The 18,081-nt window shown below is 69.8% G+C and carries 17 protein-coding genes; 1 reads left to right on the forward strand and 16 read right to left on the reverse strand.

Annotation, left to right across the window (positions count from 1 at the left end; translation table 11 throughout):
* Positions 1-70 precede the first annotated feature (70 nt).
* The 13 genes from EPN51_RS15490 to EPN51_RS15550 form a co-directional block, all read right to left on the reverse strand.
* Entirely contained in the window at positions 71-1,132 is a 1,062-nt protein-coding gene (locus EPN51_RS15490; RefSeq protein WP_293044121.1) for a 3-oxoacyl-[acyl-carrier-protein] synthase III C-terminal domain-containing protein, read from the reverse strand.
* Positions 1,133-1,243: 111 nt separating this feature from the next.
* Complete coding sequence (gene argH / locus EPN51_RS15495) at positions 1,244-2,674, reverse strand: argininosuccinate lyase (protein ID WP_293044123.1); 1,431 nt, start codon at positions 2,672-2,674, stop codon at positions 1,244-1,246.
* 71 nt (positions 2,675-2,745) lie between these two features.
* Entirely contained in the window at positions 2,746-3,951 is a 1,206-nt protein-coding gene (locus EPN51_RS15500) for an argininosuccinate synthase (RefSeq protein ID WP_293044125.1), read from the reverse strand.
* Between the two features lie 26 nt (positions 3,952-3,977).
* Entirely contained in the window at positions 3,978-4,472 is a 495-nt protein-coding gene (locus tag EPN51_RS15505) for an arginine repressor (RefSeq protein ID WP_293044127.1), read from the reverse strand.
* Positions 4,469-5,395: an ornithine carbamoyltransferase gene (argF, locus tag EPN51_RS15510; protein ID WP_293044129.1), complete on the reverse strand. Its 927-nt coding sequence runs from the start codon at positions 5,393-5,395 to the stop codon at positions 4,469-4,471. Before argF ends, EPN51_RS15505 begins: the two co-directional genes overlap by 4 nt.
* The gene (locus tag EPN51_RS15515) at positions 5,388-6,590 is read right to left on the reverse strand and encodes an acetylornithine transaminase (RefSeq protein WP_293044131.1); all 1,203 of its coding nucleotides are present in this window, start codon (positions 6,588-6,590) and stop codon (positions 5,388-5,390) included. Before EPN51_RS15515 ends, argF begins: the two co-directional genes overlap by 8 nt.
* Positions 6,587-7,537 (reverse strand): acetylglutamate kinase, encoded by a 951-nt coding sequence (gene argB / locus EPN51_RS15520; protein WP_293044133.1) that lies wholly within the window; start codon positions 7,535-7,537, stop codon positions 6,587-6,589. Before argB ends, EPN51_RS15515 begins: the two co-directional genes overlap by 4 nt.
* Positions 7,534-8,754: a bifunctional glutamate N-acetyltransferase/amino-acid acetyltransferase ArgJ gene (argJ, locus tag EPN51_RS15525; RefSeq protein ID WP_293044135.1), complete on the reverse strand. Its 1,221-nt coding sequence runs from the start codon at positions 8,752-8,754 to the stop codon at positions 7,534-7,536. The genes argB and argJ overlap by 4 nt, the downstream gene beginning before the upstream one ends.
* Positions 8,751-9,794 (reverse strand): N-acetyl-gamma-glutamyl-phosphate reductase, encoded by a 1,044-nt coding sequence (argC, locus tag EPN51_RS15530; protein WP_293044137.1) that lies wholly within the window; start codon positions 9,792-9,794, stop codon positions 8,751-8,753. Before argC ends, argJ begins: the two co-directional genes overlap by 4 nt.
* A gap of 46 nt (positions 9,795-9,840) precedes the next feature.
* Positions 9,841-12,327: a phenylalanine--tRNA ligase subunit beta gene (gene pheT / locus EPN51_RS15535; protein ID WP_293044139.1), complete on the reverse strand. Its 2,487-nt coding sequence runs from the start codon at positions 12,325-12,327 to the stop codon at positions 9,841-9,843.
* Entirely contained in the window at positions 12,327-13,370 is a 1,044-nt protein-coding gene (pheS, locus tag EPN51_RS15540) for a phenylalanine--tRNA ligase subunit alpha (RefSeq protein WP_293044141.1), read from the reverse strand. Before pheS ends, pheT begins: the two co-directional genes overlap by 1 nt.
* Before the next feature lie 162 nt (positions 13,371-13,532).
* A complete protein-coding gene (locus EPN51_RS15545) occupies positions 13,533-14,360 on the reverse strand; it encodes a rhomboid-like protein (RefSeq protein ID WP_293044143.1) in 828 nt (275 codons plus the stop codon).
* Between the two features lie 9 nt (positions 14,361-14,369).
* Positions 14,370-15,290, reverse strand: a complete 921-nt coding sequence (locus EPN51_RS15550) for an adenylate/guanylate cyclase domain-containing protein (RefSeq protein ID WP_293044145.1) — start codon at positions 15,288-15,290, stop codon at positions 14,370-14,372.
* A 208-nt stretch (positions 15,291-15,498) separates the two neighbouring features.
* Between EPN51_RS15550 and EPN51_RS15555 the strand changes: the two genes are divergently transcribed.
* Complete coding sequence (locus EPN51_RS15555; RefSeq protein WP_293044147.1) at positions 15,499-16,566, forward strand: oxygenase MpaB family protein; 1,068 nt, start codon at positions 15,499-15,501, stop codon at positions 16,564-16,566.
* Here the strand turns inward: EPN51_RS15555 and EPN51_RS15560 are convergent.
* From EPN51_RS15560 to rpmI, 3 genes are all read right to left on the reverse strand, one after another.
* Complete coding sequence (locus tag EPN51_RS15560; protein WP_293044149.1) at positions 16,553-17,344, reverse strand: RNA methyltransferase; 792 nt, start codon at positions 17,342-17,344, stop codon at positions 16,553-16,555. The genes EPN51_RS15555 and EPN51_RS15560 overlap by 14 nt on opposite strands.
* Positions 17,345-17,374: 30 nt before the next feature.
* Positions 17,375-17,770 (reverse strand): 50S ribosomal protein L20, encoded by a 396-nt coding sequence (gene rplT / locus EPN51_RS15565; protein WP_293044151.1) that lies wholly within the window; start codon positions 17,768-17,770, stop codon positions 17,375-17,377.
* An 88-nt stretch (positions 17,771-17,858) separates the two neighbouring features.
* Positions 17,859-18,053, reverse strand: coding sequence for a 50S ribosomal protein L35 (gene rpmI, locus EPN51_RS15570; protein WP_293044153.1), 195 nt, complete (start codon positions 18,051-18,053; stop codon positions 17,859-17,861).
* Between the last annotated feature and the right edge of the window lie 28 nt (positions 18,054-18,081).

The following is an 18,081-nucleotide window of genomic DNA, read 5'->3' on the forward strand; positions in this document are numbered from 1 at the left end:
CCATTGCCAACAACTCCGCACCGCCCAAAAAGAACGCCTTAGGGTAGGAACGGAAGTACACGGGCGACCATCAGTGCCAACGCAACAACACCAGTTCGGAACAGAATCCCGGCCCCATCGCGAGCATCAAACCGGGGCTTCCGCTCGGCGGCGGCTTGGCCATGGTGTCGCGCAGCACGTGCAACACCGACGCCGACGAGAGATTGCCGATCTCGCCGAGGGAACGCCAGGTGAGTTCCAGGGCCTCCGGCGGCAGGCTGAGCGCCGCGTTGATCGCCTCGATGACCTTCGGGCCGCCGGGATGGCTGACGAACGCGCCGATGTCGGTCGTGGTCAATCCGTGCGCCCCCAAGAACTGGGTGACGTCGTCTTCGATGTATTGCTCCACGACGGCCGCGACGTCCTTCGACAGCACCAGCTCGAAGCCTCCTGCGCCCACGTCGTAGCCCATGGTGCGCAGCGAATCGGGGTAGAGATGGCTGCGCGAATCGAGGACCCTGGGCCCGCCGGCCGCGAGCTGTTCGGCGCGCCGGTCGCCCACGGCCACCACCGCCGCCGCGCCGTCGGCGAACAGGGCGCTGCCGACCATGCCGGCCAGCGACGGCTTGTATCCGGGATAGGTCAGCGAGCACAGCTCGACCGAGACGAGGGCGGCGACGGCGTCGGGTGCGCCGCGCAGATAGTCGTTCGCGCGAGCCACACCCGCCGCCCCGGCCACGCAGCCGAGGCCGAACAGCGGCACCCGTCGCACATCGTCGCGCAGGCCAAGCCGCGCCGCGATCCGGGCGTCCACCGAGGGCACCGCCAGGCCGGTGACCGTCGTCGTGATCAGCACGTCGACGTCCTGGGGCCGCAGTCCCGCCTCGTCGAGCGCGCCGGACAGCGCCTCACAGCCGAGGTTCACGGCGTGCTCGGTGAAGATCCGGTTCGCCATGCCGAAGTCGGTCAGCGCGGGGTACTGCTCCAGCGGCAGCACCAGGTGACGGCCGCCGACCTTGGCGCTGGCATGCAGCTGCCGGACGATGTCTTCGTAGTCCTTGAACTCGGGAATGCTGACGAAGAAATCGGTGAGCTCACACTGTGAATACCGGTGCGGCGGCAACGCACCGAAGACGCCGGCGACGACGCTCATTGCTTTCCCACCCCTTGGTCACGGGGATCCGGCCCCGAACGTTCATCCGGATCACTATGAACCCGCAGTCTAGTCGCCGTGGCAGGGCAGGGCAGCCAAACCGATCTCATCTCAACCGCCCCCACGTGCCCGGTCCTTGAGCCGGTCGTTCAGCCGTGCGGCGCTGGCCAGGACGTTTTCGATCTGTTCGGCGACCCGGACGGGCGCGGTGCCGCCGCGCGCGTCCCGTGAGGCCACCGAGCCCTCGATCGTCAAAACCTCACGAACCTGCGGAATCAGGTCACCGCTGATGGCGGCCAGCTCGTCGTCGGTCAGCTCGTCGAGTCCGATCCCGCGCTGCTCGGCGGCGCGCACGGCGGCCCCGGCGGCCTCATGCGCGGATCGGAACGGTACCCCCTGGCGCACCAGCCATTCGGCGATGTCGGTGGCCAGCGTGTACCCGGCCGGGGCCAGCGCAGCCATCCGGTCGACGTCGAACGTCAGGCTGCGCAGGAGCCCTGCCATCGCCGGCAGCACCAGCTCCAGCTGGGCCACCGAATCGAACACCGGTTCCTTGTCTTCCTGCAGGTCGCGGTTGTAGGCGAGCGGCTGCGCCTTCAGCGTGGCGAGCAGGCCGGCCACATTTCCGATCAGCCGCCCGGACTTGCCCCGCGCCAGCTCGGCGATGTCCGGGTTCTTTTTCTGCGGCATGATCGAGCTGCCGGTGGACCACGAATCGTGCAGGGTGACGTAGCCGAATTCCGTCGAGCTCCACAGGATGATGTCCTCGGCCAGCCGGGACAGGTCGACGCCGATCATGGCGAAGACGAACGCCGCCTCCGCCGCGAAATCCCGCGCTGCGGTCGCGTCGATGGAGTTGTCGGCGGCGGCCGCGAAGCCCAGCTCCGCGGCGATGGCGTCCGGGTCCAGTCCCAGCGAGGATCCGGCCAGCGCCCCGGAGCCGTAGGGGGAGATCGCCGCCCGTTTGTCGAAGTCGGCGATGCGGTCGACGTCGCGCAGCAGCGGGTGGGCGTGCGCGAGCAGGTGGTGGGCCAGCAGCACCGGCTGGGCGGACTGCAGGTGGGTTTTGCCGGGCATGATGGCGTGCGGGTGGGCGGCGGCCTGGGCGGCCAGCGCTTCGACGACGTCGAGCACCCCGGCGGCGACGCGGCGCACCGCGTCGCGCAGCCACATCCGGAACAGGGTGGCCACCTGGTCGTTGCGGGAGCGGCCGGCCCGCAACCGACCGCCCAGGTCCGGCCCGACCCGGTCGATCAGTCCGCGTTCCAGCGCCGCGTGCACGTCCTCATCGGTGACCAGGGGCGAAAAGCTGCCGTCGGCGACGTCGGAGGCGAGCTGGTCCAGGCCCGCCAGCAGCCCGTCGCGCTGCTCCTCGGTCAGCAGCCCGGCCCGGAACAGGATCACGGTGTGGGCCCGCGAGGCGACGATGTCGTAGGGGGCCAGCACCCAGTCGAAGTGGGTGGACTTGCTCAGTGCGGCCAGCGCGTCCGACGGGCCGTCGGCGAACCGCCCGCCCCACAGTGATCCCTCGCGAGTGCTCACCTACCCGCTCCTCCGCCGCGAGTGTGAATCGTGCGACGGCTCGACGGCGTGTCGCGTCGTGGAATTCACAGTCACGCCTCGGTGGCCTGGTCCCGGCGGGACGCGATCTTCGACGACAACCCGTGCACGTAGACGAAACCCTTTGCGGCCGACTGGTCGAAGCTGTCGCCCTCGTCGTAGGTGGCCAGGTTGAAGTCGTACAGCGATTCGGCGCTGCGCCGCCCGTTGACCGCAATGTGGCCGCCGTGCAACACCATTCGGACTTCCCCCGACACATGCTCCTGGGTCTTGTCGACGAAGCTCTCCAGCGCGGCCTTCAGCGGCGAGTACCACAGCCCGTCGTAAACCAGCTCGGCCCACCGCTGGTCGGTGTGCCGTTTGAACCGGCCCAGTTCACGCTCGAGCGTGACGTGCTCGAGCTCGGTGTGCGCGGTGATGAGGACCATGGCGCCGGGCGCCTCGTAGATCTCCCGGCTCTTGATGCCCACCAGCCGGTCCTCGACGACGTCGAGCCGGCCGACGCCCTGGGCGCCGGCGCGGGTGTTGAGTTCCTCGATGGCGCCCAGCATCGACACCGGTTTGCCGTCGATCGTCACCGGGACACCGCGCTCGAATCCGACGACCACCTCGTCGGGGGTGCTCCAGTTCAGGGTGGGGTCTTCGGTGTAGGCGTAGACATCCTTGGTGGGGGCGTTCCAAAGGTGTTCCAGGAAGCCGGTTTCCACCGCACGTCCCCACACGTTCTGGTCGATGGAGAAGGGCGAGCGTTTGGTCACGTTGATCGGGATGGCGTTCTCTTCGGCGAATGCGATCGCCTTCTCCCGCGTCCAGGCGTAATCGCGGACCGGCGCCAGCACCTCGAGATCGGGTGCCAGCGAACCGAATCCGACCTCGAACCGGACCTGGTCGTTGCCCTTGCCGGTGCAGCCATGTGCGACGATGCTACCGCCGTGCTCGCGGGCCGCCGCCACCAGGTGCTTGACGATCAGCGGTCGGCTGATCGCCGAAACCAGCGGGTAGCGATCCATGTAGAGGGCGTTGGACAGGATGGTGGGAAGGCAGTAGCCCTCGGCGAATTCGTCGCGGGCGTCGACGACCACGGCCTCCACCGCCCCGCAGTCCAGGGCCCGCTGGCGGATGACCTCCATGTCTTCGCCGCCCTGCCCGAGGTCGATCGCCACCGCTACGACCTCACGGCCGGTCTCCTTGCCGATCCAGCTGATGGCCACCGAGGTGTCCAGACCGCCGGAATACGCCAGGATGACGCGTTCTGACATGAACCAATCTCCTTAGGTTGAAACGCTTATGTGAGTTGTTCCAAAGTGCTGGCCAGTTCGGCGCCGGTCATCGGCTCTCGAGCGGCCACGAAGACGGTGTCATCGCCGGCGATGGTGCCGACGACGTACGGGAGCGCCGCGCGATCGATCGCGCTGGCCAAATAGTCGGCGGCGCCGGGCGGCGTGCGCAGCACCGCCAGGTTCGCGCTGGCGTCGGCCGAAACGAGCAGCTCGCTCAGCAGCCGGGACAGCCGCGCGGTCCCGCCGGACACGCCGCGCACCGGGTTGCCGTCCTCGGGGACCATGTAGACGCCGACGCCGCCGTCGGCGCCGCGCAGCTTCACCGCACCCAGCTCCTCGAGGTCCCGCGACAGGGTGGCCTGGGTGACGTCGATGCCCTCGTCGGCGAGGCGCGCCGCCAGTTCGCTTTGGCTGCGCACCTCGGCCGACGACAGGACCGCCACGATGCGGGCCTGCCGGCCGGCCCGGGTGGTCTCGGGGGTGGTTTTCGAGCGGGTCATGAGCGCCGCTCCAGCAGCCACACCAGCAGCGCCTTCTGGGCGTGCAACCGGTTTTCGGCCTCGTCCCAGACCACGCTGGCCGGGCCGTCCATCACCTCGTCGGTGATCTCGTCGCCGCGGTGGGCCGGAAGGCAGTGCAGCACAACGGCTTCCGGGTCGGCCAGGGACAGCAGGTCGGCGTTGACCTGATAGGGCCGGAACGGTGTGCGGCGGTCCAGGCCGTCGTCCTCCTGCCCCATCGACGTCCAGGTGTCGGTGACCAGCGCGTCGGCGCCGCGCGCGGCCGCCTCGGCGTCGGTGGTGACGGTGACCGTGGCGCCGGTGTTTTCGGCGCGCCGGCGCGCCGCGGCGACGAACGCCGGGGCGGGGGCGAAGCCGTCCGGGGCCGCGATCGTGACGTGGACGCCGGCGGTGACCCCGCCGAGCATCAGTGAATGCGCCATGTTGTTGGCGCCGTCGCCGAGGTAGGTCATCCGCACACCACGCAGCGACCCCTTGCGCTCGGCGATGGTCTGCAGGTCGGCGAGCACCTGGCAGGGGTGGAACTCGTCGGAGAGCGCGTTGACCACCGGCACCGTCGCGGCCGAAGCCATCGCCTCGAGGCGCTCCTGCCCGAACGTCCGCCAGACGATGGCCTCGACGTAGCGGGACAGCACCCGCGCGGTGTCTTCCAGGGTCTCGTCGCGGCCCAGCTGGGTGCTGCGGGCGTCGACGACGACGGCGTGCCCGCCGAGTTGGGCGATGCCCATCTCGAACGAGAACCGGGTGCGGGTGGAGTTCTTGTCGAAGAGGACCGCGACCCCGCGCGGCCCCTCCAGCGGGCGGGCGCGCAGCGGGTCCTTCTTCAGTTCGGCGGCCAGCTGCAGTACTTCGGCCTGCTCGGTGGGCGACAGGTCGTCGTCGCGCAGGAAATGCTTAACCATGCGCGGCCTCGTCGAGAATGCCCGGCAGCGCGGTGACGAAGCCGTCGAGCTGGGCTTCGGTGATGATCAGCGGCGGCGCCAGCCGGATGACGTCGGGCGCGGCGGCGTTCACCAGGAACCCGGCCTCGCGCGCGGCGGCCTCGGCGTCCTTGGCCCGCGGGGCGGTCAGCACCACGCCGCACAGCAGTCCGCGCCCGCGCACGTGGTCGATGAGCGGATGGGCGAGGTCCTCGATGCCGTGGCGCAGCGACTTGCCCAGCACCTCGGCGTGGCGGACCAGGTTTTCGGACGCCAGCACCCGTAGCACCGCGAGCGCCGCGGCGGTGCAGACCGGGTTGCCACCGAAGGTGCTGCCGTGCAGGCCGGGGGTCATCAACTCGGCGGCCCGCCCGACGGCCAGGCACGCGCCGATCGGCAGTCCGCCGCCGAGCCCCTTGGCCAGGGTGACCACGTCGGGGGTGATGCCGTCATGCTGGTGGGCGAAAAACGTTCCGGTGCGGCCCATCCCGCTCTGCACCTCGTCGAGCACCAGCAGCGCGTGGTGCCGCGCCGTGATATCGCGCGCGGCGGCCAGATATCCCTCGGGCGGGACGACGACGCCGCTCTCCCCCATGATCGGTTCCAGGAACACCGCCGCGGTTTCGTCGTCGACCGCCGCGGCCAGCGCCTCGGCGTCGCCGTACGGCACGAAGCTGACGTCCCCGGGCAACGGGGCGAACGGCGCCCGCTTGCTCGGCTGACCGGTCAGCGCCAGCGAGCCCATGGTCCGGCCGTGAAAAGCCTCCTGCGCGGCAACCAGTTTCGTGCGTCCGGTGAGCCGGGATAGCTTGAACGCCACCTCGTTGGCCTCGGTGCCGGAGTTGCAGAAGAACACCCGCGCCGGCGAGTCTTCGGGCGCACCGAGCAGGGCGACCAGTTCTTCGGCCAGCGCGATACCGGGTTCGGTGGCATACAGATTGGACGTGTGACCCAGCGTCGCCATCTGGTGGGTGACGGCCTCGATGATCGCGGAGTGGCGATGGCCCAGGATATTGACCGCGATGCCGCCGAGCAGATCGAGGTAGCTCTTTCCGTCCACGTCGGTGACCACGGCCCCGTCGCCACTGGCCAGGGCCATCGCCGGGGTGCCATAGTTGTTCATCATCACGGCTTCCCACCGCCGCTTGATCGCTTCGGTGTTCGTCTGGACCGTCACGCTTTCCACCTGCGCCGCTCCTCCTCAGCGTTTCCGATCGCACTGCTCCGTTTATCGTCGCCGGCGCGTACCACCTTGGTGCCGGTGCCCTCGTCGGTGAAAAGCTCCACCAGCACACAGTGTTCGACCCGCCCGTCGATGACGTGTGCGCTGGGAACGCCGGCGGTCACGGCCCGCAGACACCCTTCGACCTTGGGAATCATGCCCGCCTCCAGCGTGGGTAGCAGTTGCGACAGTGTGGCCGTGTCGATTTCGCTGACCAGCGAATCGCGGTTGGGCCAACTCGTGTACAGGCCTTCGACATCGGTGAGCATCAACAGCTTCTCGGCCTGCAGCGCTTCGGCCAGCGCCGCCGCGGCGGTGTCGGCGTTGATGTTGTGCACCACGCCTTCGGCGTCCGGCGCCAGCGTCGACACCACCGGAATACGGCGTGCGGCAATAAGGTCGAGCACCGCGGCGGTGTTGACCCGCTCGACGTCTCCCACCAGGCCGATGTCGGTGGCCACGCCGTCGACGGTGACGCTGCGCCGCACGGCGGTGAACAGCTGGGCGTCCTCGCCGGTGATGCCGACGGCATACGGCCCGTGCGCGTTGATCAAGTTGACCAGTTCGCGGCCGACCTGGCCGAACAACACCATCCGCGCCACGTCGAGCACTTCCGGTGTGGTGACACGGAATCCGCCCTTGAAGTCACCCTGGATGCCGAGCCGGTGCAGCATCGCGCTGATCTGCGGGCCGCCGCCGTGTACGACGACGGGGTGCACGCCGCAGTTGCGCAGAAACGCCATGTCGGCGGCGAACGCATGCCGCAGCGTGTCGTCGGTCATCGCGTTGCCGCCGTATTTGATGACGACGATCTTGCCGTGCAGCTGCTTGAGCCAGGGCAGGGCTTCGGCGAGCACCTGCGCCTTGGCCGCGGTGGGCAGCGCTTCGATGGAGGAGCTCATGAGCTGTAGGCCGAATTCTCCTCGACGTAGCCGTGGGACAGGTCGGTGGTCCGTATCGTGGCCCGGCCATCGCCGAGCCGAAGGTCGACGGTGATGTCGATGTCCGCTGCCGAGAGATCCACCTCGCGTGCGCCCGGCGCGCCGACCCCGTCGGCGAACACCGCGGAACCGTTGAACGACACGGTGATCCGATCGGGATCCAGGGCGATGGGCGCGATGCCGACGGCGGCGAGCACCCGGCCCCAGTTCGGGTCCGAGCCGAATGCCGCCGTCTTGACCAGGCTGTCGCGGGCGATGGTCCGCGCGGCGACCAAGGCGTCGTCCTCGGAGGCCGCTCCGACGACGGTGACGTTGACGCGCTTGGTGACGCCCTCGGCGTCGGCCTGCAGCTGAGCGCACAGGTCGTCGCAGACGCGCAGCACGGCGTCGTCGAGATCGGCCTGGCTCGGGGTGATCCCGCTGGCCCCCGAGGCCAGCAGCAGCACCGTGTCGTTGGTCGAGCACGCGCCGTCGATGTCGAGCCGGTCGAAGGTGCGCGCGGCAGCGTGGCGCAGCGCGGAGTCCAGCGCCGCGGCGTCGGCGGCCGCGTCGGTGGTGAGCACGCACAGCATCGTCGCCAGCGACGGCGCGAGCATGCCCGCGCCTTTGGCCATCCCGCCGACCGTCCAGCTGCCCGGATGGTGCAGCGCAACCTGTTTGGGCACGGTGTCGGTGGTCATGATCGCCTGGGCCGCGTCGTCGCCGCCGGACAGGCCGCCGGCCATGTCCTGCACGATCGCGCGGACCCCGGCGAGCACCTTGTCCATCGGCAGCCGGTCACCGATCAGCCCGGTGGAGCACACCGCGACCTCGATGGCCCCGGTCTCGGTCCCCCAGTCCGACAACGCGGCCGCGACGGCCTCCGCCGTGGCGTGGGTGTCCTGGAACCCGCCCGGCCCGGTGCAGGCGTTGGCGCCGCCGGAGTTGAGAATGACCGCGCGCAGCGCTCCCATGGTCAGCACCTGCTGGGACCAGAGCACCGGCGCGGCCTTGACCCTGTTGCGGGTGAACACCCCGGCGGCCGCGTACTCGGGCCCCTCATTGAAGACCAGGGCCAGATCGCGGTTACCCGAGGCCTTGATCCCGGCGGCGATGCCGGCGGCCCGGAACCCGGCCGGCGCGGTGACGCCCTGCTCGCGCAGCAACCGGGCCGCAGCGGTCTCGCCGGTGCGAGTCACGGCGCCACCCCGATCACCGAAAGGCCTTCCGTCTCCGGCCAACCCAACGCCAGGTTCATCGACTGCACGGCGGCCCCGGCCGTTCCCTTGACCAGGTTGTCGATCGCGGCGATCGCCACGAATGTCTGGGCCGCCTCGTCCACCGCGACGGCGATGTGCGCCGCGTTGCTGCCGATCACCGCCCCGGTGCGGGGCAGTTGCCCCTCGCGCATCAGATAGATGAAAGGCTCTGTGTCATAAGCCTTTTCGTATGCCTCCCGCAGTTGGGACACCGGCGCGCGGGTGCGGGCCGTGCAGGTGGCCAGGATCCCGCGCGACGCCGGGATCAGGACCGGGGTGAACGACACCGTGACGTCGCGGCCGGTGACGGCCCCCAGACCCTGGGCGATCTCGGGGGTGTGCCGGTGCGCCCCGGCGATGTTGTAGGCCCGCGCCGATCCGATGACCTCGCTGCCCAGCAGGTCGGTCTTGGCGGCCCGCCCGGCCCCCGAAGTGCCGCTGACGGCGACCACCGTGACGGCGGGCTCGATGAGGTCCTCGGCCACCGCGGGCAGCAACGCGAGCAGCGCCGCGGTCGGGTAGCAGCCCGGAACCGCGATGCGGCGGGCGCCGCGCAGCCGCTCGCGCGCGCCGGGAAGCTCCGGTAACCCGTAGGGCCAGCTGCCGGCGTGCGGGGAGCCGTAGAACCGCTCCCATGCCGCGGCGTCGGTGAGCCGGAAGTCGGCGCCGCAGTCGATGATCAGGGTGTCGGGCCCGAGCTGTTCGGCCAGCGCGGCCGAATGACCGTGCGGCAGGCCCAGGAACACGACGTCGTGGCCGGCGAGCGCGGCGGCCTCGGTCGGCTTGACCACGCGCTGGGCCAGCGGCGTCAGGTGCGGATGGTGCTCGGCGAGGGTGCTGCCGGCGCTGGTCGCGGCGGTCAGCGCACCGATCGAGAGGCGCCCCTGGGCGTAGGCCGGGTGCCCGAGCAACAGGCGCAGGATTTCACCGCCCGCATAGCCGCTGGCACCGGCAACCGCCACCTTCATCACGTCGGCCATTTCGACGATTCTGCATGGTTATGCAGTACTTTGCAAATCCATTCCGTCAGGTGCGGAGCTCGGCGTCGACCGCCTCCGCGGCCCGGCGCACCGCGGCGTCGCGAGCCGCGGTGGCGTCGTCGTCGGTCAGCGTGCGATCCGGCGCCCGGAACCGCAGCGCGAAGGTCAGCGACTTGCGGTCCGCGCCGATCTGCGGGCCCGTGAAGACGTCGAACAGCTGCAGGTCTTCGAGCAGTTCCCCCGCGCCTTCGCGCACGGCGTCCGCCACCGCCTGGGCCGGTATGTCCGCGGGCACCACCAGGCTGACGTCCTGGAAGACCGCCGGAAACGGCGACACCCGGGGCGCGGGCAGCGCCGCGGCGATGGGCATCGCGTCGAGGTTGAGTTCGAGCGCGCAGGCGCCCTTCGGCAGGCCGGAGCGCTCGATCACACCGGGATGCAGCTGGCCCGCGTACCCCACCGTCGTGTCGCCGACGAGCACTTCGGCGCAGCGGCCCGGATGCCACGGCAGGTGCTGCGCCGCCCGCAACCACACGTCGACTCCGGCGGCGCGGGCGATGATTCGCACCGCCTCGAACGCGTCGGCGGCTTCGGCGCGGCGGCCCGGCCCCCAGGGGCCACGCCGCTCACGAAGCCCGGTCAGCACCGCGGCGACGTGCTGCGGTTGCCGCGGCAACGACGCGTCGAGCGTGGCGATCTCGCTGTCGGTGGGCCTGCGGTCGACGGGGATCAGCGTCACGCCGCGAGTCTCGGCGGTCGGCTGCACCACCTGGGCCAGCGCATAGAGCGAAACATCGACCAGGCCGCGGGATACGTTGCGCACCAAGGCTTCCAGCAACGCCGGCAGCAGCGTGGTGGCCAGCCGCGGGCGGTCGGCCTCGAGCGGGTTGAGCACGTTGGTCGTGGCGCGGCGGGGGTCGTCGGCCGGCAGGCCCCACAGGTCGAATACGCCCGCCGGCAGGAACGGTGTCGGCAGGATCTCGACGTAACCGGACTGGGCCAGTGACTTGCCGATGGCGCGGCGGCGTTGTTGCACGGCGGACAGGCCGCGGCCGGCCGGCGCCGACGGCAACACCGATGGAATGACGTCCAGCCCCTCGAGCCGCAACACCTCCTCGACGAGGTCGGCCGGCTGCAACAGATCGGGCCGCCAGCCGGGTGGGGTCACCGTCAACGCGTCCCCGTTTTCCACGACGACGGCACCGATTTGGGACAACCGCTTCGCGGCCGTGCCCGGGGCATAGGCCACACCGGCGATGCGGTCCGGCAGGTCGGCGGCGATGTCGATCGGCTGCAGGTGCCAGTCGTCGCGCGGTGGGTCGCCCCGCCAATCGGTCAAGGCCTCGGACACCGCCCCGCCGGTGATGTCGGCGAGCAGCGTGGCGCACCGATCCAGCGCGGCCACGGAGATGGCGGGATCCACTCCCCGCTCGTAGCGGCGGGCGGCCTCGCTGGGCAGGTGCAGCCTGCGCTGGGTGCGCGACACCGCGGCGGGGTCCCAGACCGCGGCCTCGAGCAGGACGTCGGTGGAATCGGCGCGCACCTCGGTGCTCGCCGCGCCCATCACGCCGCCGATCGCCGTCGTCGCCGTGTCGTCGACGATCAGGACATCGGCCGGTTCGAGTTTGCGCTCGATGTCGTCGAGCGTGACGACGGTCTCGCCGGGCCGGGCGAATCGCACCCCGAAGCCGCCGGTGATCCGGTTGCGGTCGTGGGCGTGCATGGGGTGACCGAGTTCCAGCATCACGTAGTTCGTCACATCCACCGCCGGCGAGGTCGCGCGGATGCCGGAGAGCAGCAGCCGGCGCTGCAGCCACCACGGCGACACGGCGGTGGGGTCGATACCGGTGACCGGGCGCAGCGCGAACCGCCGCACGCCGGTGTCGGGCTGCACCGTCAGCGGCCAGGCCTCGCCGAGCACCGGCAACGGCTCGACGTCCGCCGGGTCGACGAAGTCCAGGTCGTAGGCGCAGGCGATCTCGCGGGCCAGACCCCGCAGCGACATGCAGTAACCGCGGTCGGGGGTGAGCGCCAGGTGGAAGATCACGTCGTCGAGTCCCAGTACCTCGGCGCCGTCGGCGCCGGGCTCGGCGGTGCCCGGCGGCAGCACGAGGATTCCGGAATGCTCGGCGCCCAAACCGAGTTCGGCCGCCGAGCAGATCATTCCGTCGGAATTGCGGCCATAGGTCTTGCGCGCGGTGATGGTGAATCCGCCGGGCAGCGTGGTGCCCGGTAACGCCGCGACGACGAGGTCTCCCACGACGAAGTTCGTTGCGCCACAGACGATCTCACGGCCTTTTCCTTCACCGACGTCGACGCGGCAGAACCGGATCGGCTTCTTGAAACCGGTCAGCGCTTCGATGTCGGTCACCCGGCCCACCGTCAGCGGGCCGTGGACCGGGCCGAGGGGGATCACCTCTTCGACCTCGTGGCCGATGCGCACCAGCGTCTGCTCGAGCTCGGCGGGGGCCACATCCCAGTCCGGCGCGCCGGCCGCCACCACCTCGCGTAGCCAGCTGTACGGAACGCGCATCAGGCACCCACCCCGAACGGGAGCGAGAACCGGACGTCGCCCTCCACCATGTCGCGCATGTCCGGAATCCCGTTGCGGAACTGCAGCGTTCGTTCCAAACCCATGCCGAACGCGAAGCCGGAGTAGTCTTCCGGATCAATACCCGCGGCCCGCAACACGTTTGGATGCACCATCCCGCAGCCGCCCCACTCCACCCAGCCGGGGCCGCCCTTCTTGCCGACGAACCACACGTCGACCTCGGCGGACGGCTCGGTGAACGGAAAGAAGTGCGGCCGGATCCGGGTCCGCGCCTCGGGGCCGAACTGGGCGCGCGCGAACGCATCCAGCGTTCCCCGCAGATGCGCCATCGAAAGGCCGCGGTCCACCGCCAGGCCTTCGACCTGATGGAAGACCGGCGTGTGGGTGGCGTCGAGTTCGTCGGTGCGGAACGTGCGGCCGATCGAGACGATGTAGACGGGCAGCTCCCGCTCGAGCAGCGTGCGCACCTGCACCGGCGAGGTGTGGGTGCGTAGCAGTTGCCGGGAATCCTCCGGCGCGATGTAGAAGGTGTCCTGTTCGCTGCGCGCGGGGTGGTCGGCGGGGAAATTGAGCGCGTCGAAATTGAACTGTTCGGTCTCGACCTCCGGCCCCTCCGCCAATTCCCACCCCATCGCGATGAAGGTGTCGGCGATGTGTTCGGCCAGGATCGTGATCGGGTGCCTCGCCCCGGTCGGCTGCCGGGTCGACGGCAACGTGACGTCGATGCCTTCGGCGACCAGCACCGCGGCGTCACGTTCGGCGCGCAGCGCCGCCAGGCGTTCGTCGTAACCCTGCTGGGCCTCGCCCCGTGCGGCGTTGACCCGCTTGCCGGCATCGGCGCGCTCGTCTTTGGGAACGCTTCGGAGCGCTTGGCGCGCCAGCGCCAGCGGTGAGCGGTCACCGAGGTGCTCGGTCTTGACGCGCGCCAGCGTGTCGAGATCGTCGGCCAGTGTGAAGGCCTGCCGGGCGGCGTTGACCGCCTCGGTCAACGCTTCCGGCGACAGGTCGACGGGTTGATCACCCACGCGGCGACATTCTCCTTGCTGACGAGGCTGTTAGGGCCGCCCGCATCGATGGTGCTTTCCGCGCGGCACGGGCCGAATGCTGATCATAGTGATTCGACGCACGGCGCCCGGCGGGCGCTGGGCAGTTGCCCGGTGCGGGTCCGCAGATGGCCGCTCGCCGGTTCAGCCGGCGACGGCCGGCTGCGGACCGGGCAGCGTGTCATCGCCATCCAAGCCATCCAGCGGCGCGACCGCGCGGCCCCGGCCGGTGACGAATTTCACAACGGCGTAGGCGACAAACGCACCGAGGAGACCGAACACCGGCGTCGCCGCCATGGTCCCCCAGTGGTGGGCCAGCATCAGGAAACCGAAGCCCGAGGAGGCCGCCAGCATCAGGTATCGGGCCGGCGTCCAGTGGATGGGTTGCTGGAACCGCGCCGACACGAGCACGCCCAGGATCACGGCGACGGTATGACCCGCGTCGGTGAAGTCACCGCCGACGATGGCCGATGCGATGCCCGCCGCCACCCACCAGCCGACCCAGGCGGCCCGCCAGCGCGACGGGATCACCGCCGTCATCGCGCCGAGCACCGCCAACGCGCCGTAGCTCATCCCGACATCGCTGGCCCGGGTGATCGACACGGGCAGCCAGCCGAACTCGACCGCCCCGGCCAGGGCGGCGGCCACCAGCAACGTCGCGCCGATGTGGCCGACGACAAACGCGACCACCAGCCGGACGGTGCGTAAATGCAGCTCGGCCAGCGCCAGCAGGCAGGTCAGGAAGGGCAGCCAGAAGTACAGCGGGCCGGCGTCGACGACCAGCGCGCTGCCCAGCAGCGTGCCCAGATGCCCGTGGCTCAGGTTGTGCAGGTTGGTACTGGCACGCGCGACGATGACGTCATGCGCATCCGGGCCCAGCGCCAGGATGGCGCAGCTGATGGCGAGCAGCAGCGCCGCATACGCCATGGTGAACTGGACCCGGGCGAGCCGGGACACGATGCCCCCGATCATTGGCATCCATTATGGCTGCAGTTTTGCTTCGGCTGTGTCATCAGCGCCTGACAACTCCCTTAAAGTCTTGAGGCGATATATCGCCAAGTCTGCGGGCATGCCCGCGGGCTTCGGCCCGAAAACCGGTTTGCGGGTGCGTTTGGCCTCGACCCCCAACGCATCCAACTCGGTTTGCGGTATGAGATCCAACGTTGAACTCGACACCATGATTCCACCTTTGGTGGCCCGTTCCATGACTCGTGCGGCGACATTCACATCCACACCGAGCCAATCCGAGGCCAGGCGCTGCGGTCGTCCGGTGTGGATTCCGACGCGCATCCGCGGTGTGTAGCCCTGAACCTCGACCGACTTCAGCGCCTCCTTGGCGGCCAGCACGGCCCGCACAGCGACCATGGGATCGCCGAACACGGCCATGAGCCCGTCGCCCATCCGTTTGACGATGTGCCCGCCGGCGTCGAGCAGCGGCGGCTCGAGGGCCCGCGCCACCTGCCGGAGCAGGGTGAGGGCCGCGTCGTCGCCGGCCTGCAAGGACCACGTCGAAAAGCCGACCAGATCCGTGAACACCAGCGTCACCTCGGCATTGGCCGGCTGTCGGGAAACCCCCTCGGTCAGCGCCTGCCACACCTGCAGCACCCCGTGGCTGACCTCGCGCGATACCGCGTCGCGGTCCCCCAGCAGCCGGTCGGCCGCGCGCGCGGCGGCGCGCGGACCGCCGTCGCCGGCCGTGGACAGCGGATCGCCGAACTCGGGGTCCCCGGGCAACAGCCGCCGCGCACGCCGGACCAAGGCCACCGCCCCGGGGCTGTGATTTCGGCCGTGCAGCCACTGCGTCGCGTTATGCACCGACAGCGGCGAACGCCGCGGAGCGGATTGCGCCACCGAGGATTCTTCGGGCTCGCCCGGGTCCAGATCGCGACGCGCGAGTTCCACCTGGCCAGGTTATTTGGTTTCGTCAGAGGCAGGCAACGACTGTTACGGCCGGTCCTGCGATGTGTGTCACAAGTCGCACCTGACGCCCGATCACGGTGGTGCCACACCGGCGTGGAAGCTCGATAACACCCATCCGACACATCGCCGAAATCGTAGACAACGCGCGTTGTCAAAGTTATCGTGAGGCCAATCGGTTCAGGAGGCCGCGATGACAGGCAGATCGACTACATCCGCTGATCCGCTGGGACCAGATTCCCTGACCTGGAAGTATTTTGGCGATCTGCGCACCGGAATGATGGGCGTGTGGATCGGGGCGATCCAGAACATGTACCCCGAACTCGGCGCGGCGGTCGAGGAGCATTCGATCCTGCTGCGCGAGCCGCTGCAGCGGGTGGCCCGGTCGGTCTACCCGATCATGGGCGTGGTCTACGACGGCGACCGGGCGGCCCAGACCGGACAGCAGATCAAGGACTACCACCGCACGATCAAAGGGGTCGACGCCCAGGGGCGCCGCTATCACGCACTCGATCCGGAGACCTTCTACTGGGCGCACGCCACGTTCTTCATGCTGATCGTCAAGGTGGCCGAGTACTTCTGCGGCGGCTTGACCGAGGCCGAGAAGCGGCAACTGTTCGACGAGCACGTGCAGTGGTACCGGATGTATGGGATGAGCATGCGGCCGGTGCCCGAATCATGGGACGAATTCCAGGAGTACTGGGAGCGGACCGGTCGCGAGGTCCTGGAGATCAACCGGGCGACGCTGGACATCTTCCAAATGCGTATCCCGAAGCCGAAATTCGTGTTGGTGCCGACACCGGTCTGGGATCAGGTGTTCAGGCCGCTGGTGGCCGGCCAGCGCTGGATCGCCGCGGGGCTCTTCGAGCCCGCGGTTCGCGAGAAGGCCGGAATGCACTGGACGCCGGGTGACGAGGTGTTGCTGCGCTTGTTCGGCAAGGTCGTCGAGCTCGCTTTCCTGGCGGTGCCCGACGAGATCCGGCTGCACCCGCGTGCCCTGGCCGGCTACCGCCGCGCCGAGGGACGATTGCCCAGCGACGCGCCGCTGGTGGAGGCCCCGCCGTTCATGGCGCCGCCGCGCGACCGCCGCGGACTGCCGATGCATTACTTTCCGCCGCCGCCCAAGCTGCCATTCGACCCCGTCCCGCCACCCGCTCGGGCGCTGCTGGAACGCGCCGGGTCGCTGGTGCACACGACGTTGTCGCTGGCCGGCCTGCGGGCCGGGCGGGGCCGCCCGAAGCGACCCGTCAAGGCCGCGTAGGCAGGTTCAGTGCCCGCGCGCTCTGATACAGACAGATGGCCGCGGCCGACGCCACATTGAGGCTCTCGGCACCGCCGGACATCGGGATGCGCAGCCGGTGGTCGGCCGCGGCCGCGATTTCGCTTGGCAGGCCGTGCGATTCGGGACCGAACAGCCAGGCGGTCGGCTTGCCGAGCAGTTCGCCGGCCTCGTCCAACCGTTGCGCGCCGTCCACGGTGGTGGCGAGCACCTGCAGACCCGCGGCACGCAACGCGTCGACGGCGGCGAGGACGTCCGGGGCGGCGACGACCGGGACCGAGAAGATGCTGCCGGCCGAGGCACGCAGACATTTGCCGTTGTACGGATCGACGCTGTGGCCACCGAGGATCACGCCGGCCGCGCCCATCGCGTCGGCGAGGCGGATCAGGGTGCCGGCGTTGCCCGGTTCGCTGATTTCCACGGCGACCGCGACCAGCGCAGGCGAGCCGGACAGCACGTCGTCGAGGCGAGTCGTCGGCAGGTCGCACACCGCGACCAGCCCCGCCGGGGTGACGGTGTCGGAGAGGGCCTTGGCGGCGCGCTCGGTGACCGGGTGGGCCGGGCAATCCAGGGCCGCCAGCAGCGACGCATGGCGCTGCTGCGCGGTTTCGGTGACAAAGACGTCGCGGACCAACCCGCGACGGGCGGCGGCCTCGACCAGGTTGGGTCCTTCGGCGAGAAAGCGCCCCGCCCGCCGGCGGCCGACGTGGCGATGCAACTTGACCGCCGCAGCGACCCTGGCCGAACGTTCGGTCAGCACCTGCCGGTCCACCTCGCCGGTGAGGACCGGTTAGGCGGCTTCTCCCGAATCCGAGGGGGCGTTGACGTCCGCGGGCAGCGCCGCGCGGGCGATGTCAACCAGCGCGGTGAAGGCGGCCGGATCGGCGACCGCGATGTCGGCCAGGTTTTTGCGGTCCACCTCCACACCGGCGGCCTTGAGGCCCTGGATCAGCCGGTTGTAGGTGATGTCGTTGGCGCGCGCCGCCGCGTTGATGCGCGAGATCCACAGTTTGCGGAACTCGCCCTTGCGGGCACGACGGTCGCGGTAGGCGTAGTTCAACGAATGCAGTTGCTGCTCTTTGGCTTTGCGGTAGAGCCGGGATCGCTGGCCGCGATAGCCCTTCGAGGCCTTCAGGATGCTGCGCCTCTTCTTGTGGGCGTTGACCGCCCGCTTCACGCGTGCCATTGGATGTTCCTACTCTCGTTCATGCGTAATGGGTCGATAAATGGGTCTGCCGTGCCAGCTCGCGATGCGGGTCTGGCCGGCGCGGTGGTCAGCCGTTCAGCAGGCGGTTAATACGCTGGGTGTCGTTGGCCGACACGACGGTGCGACCGTCGAGCCGCCGGGTTCGTTTCGACGGCTTGTGCTCGAGCAGGTGCCGGCGGTTGGCCTTCTGCCGCACGATCTTGCCGGTTCCGGTACGCCGGAAGCGCTTTGCAGCCCCGCTGTGGGTCTTGGCTTTGGGCATGTTTCCTCTGGTTCTCGCTTGGTTCTCG

The organism is Mycobacterium sp., from assembly GCF_004298145.1.
Classification (GTDB): domain Bacteria; phylum Actinomycetota; class Actinomycetes; order Mycobacteriales; family Mycobacteriaceae; genus Mycobacterium.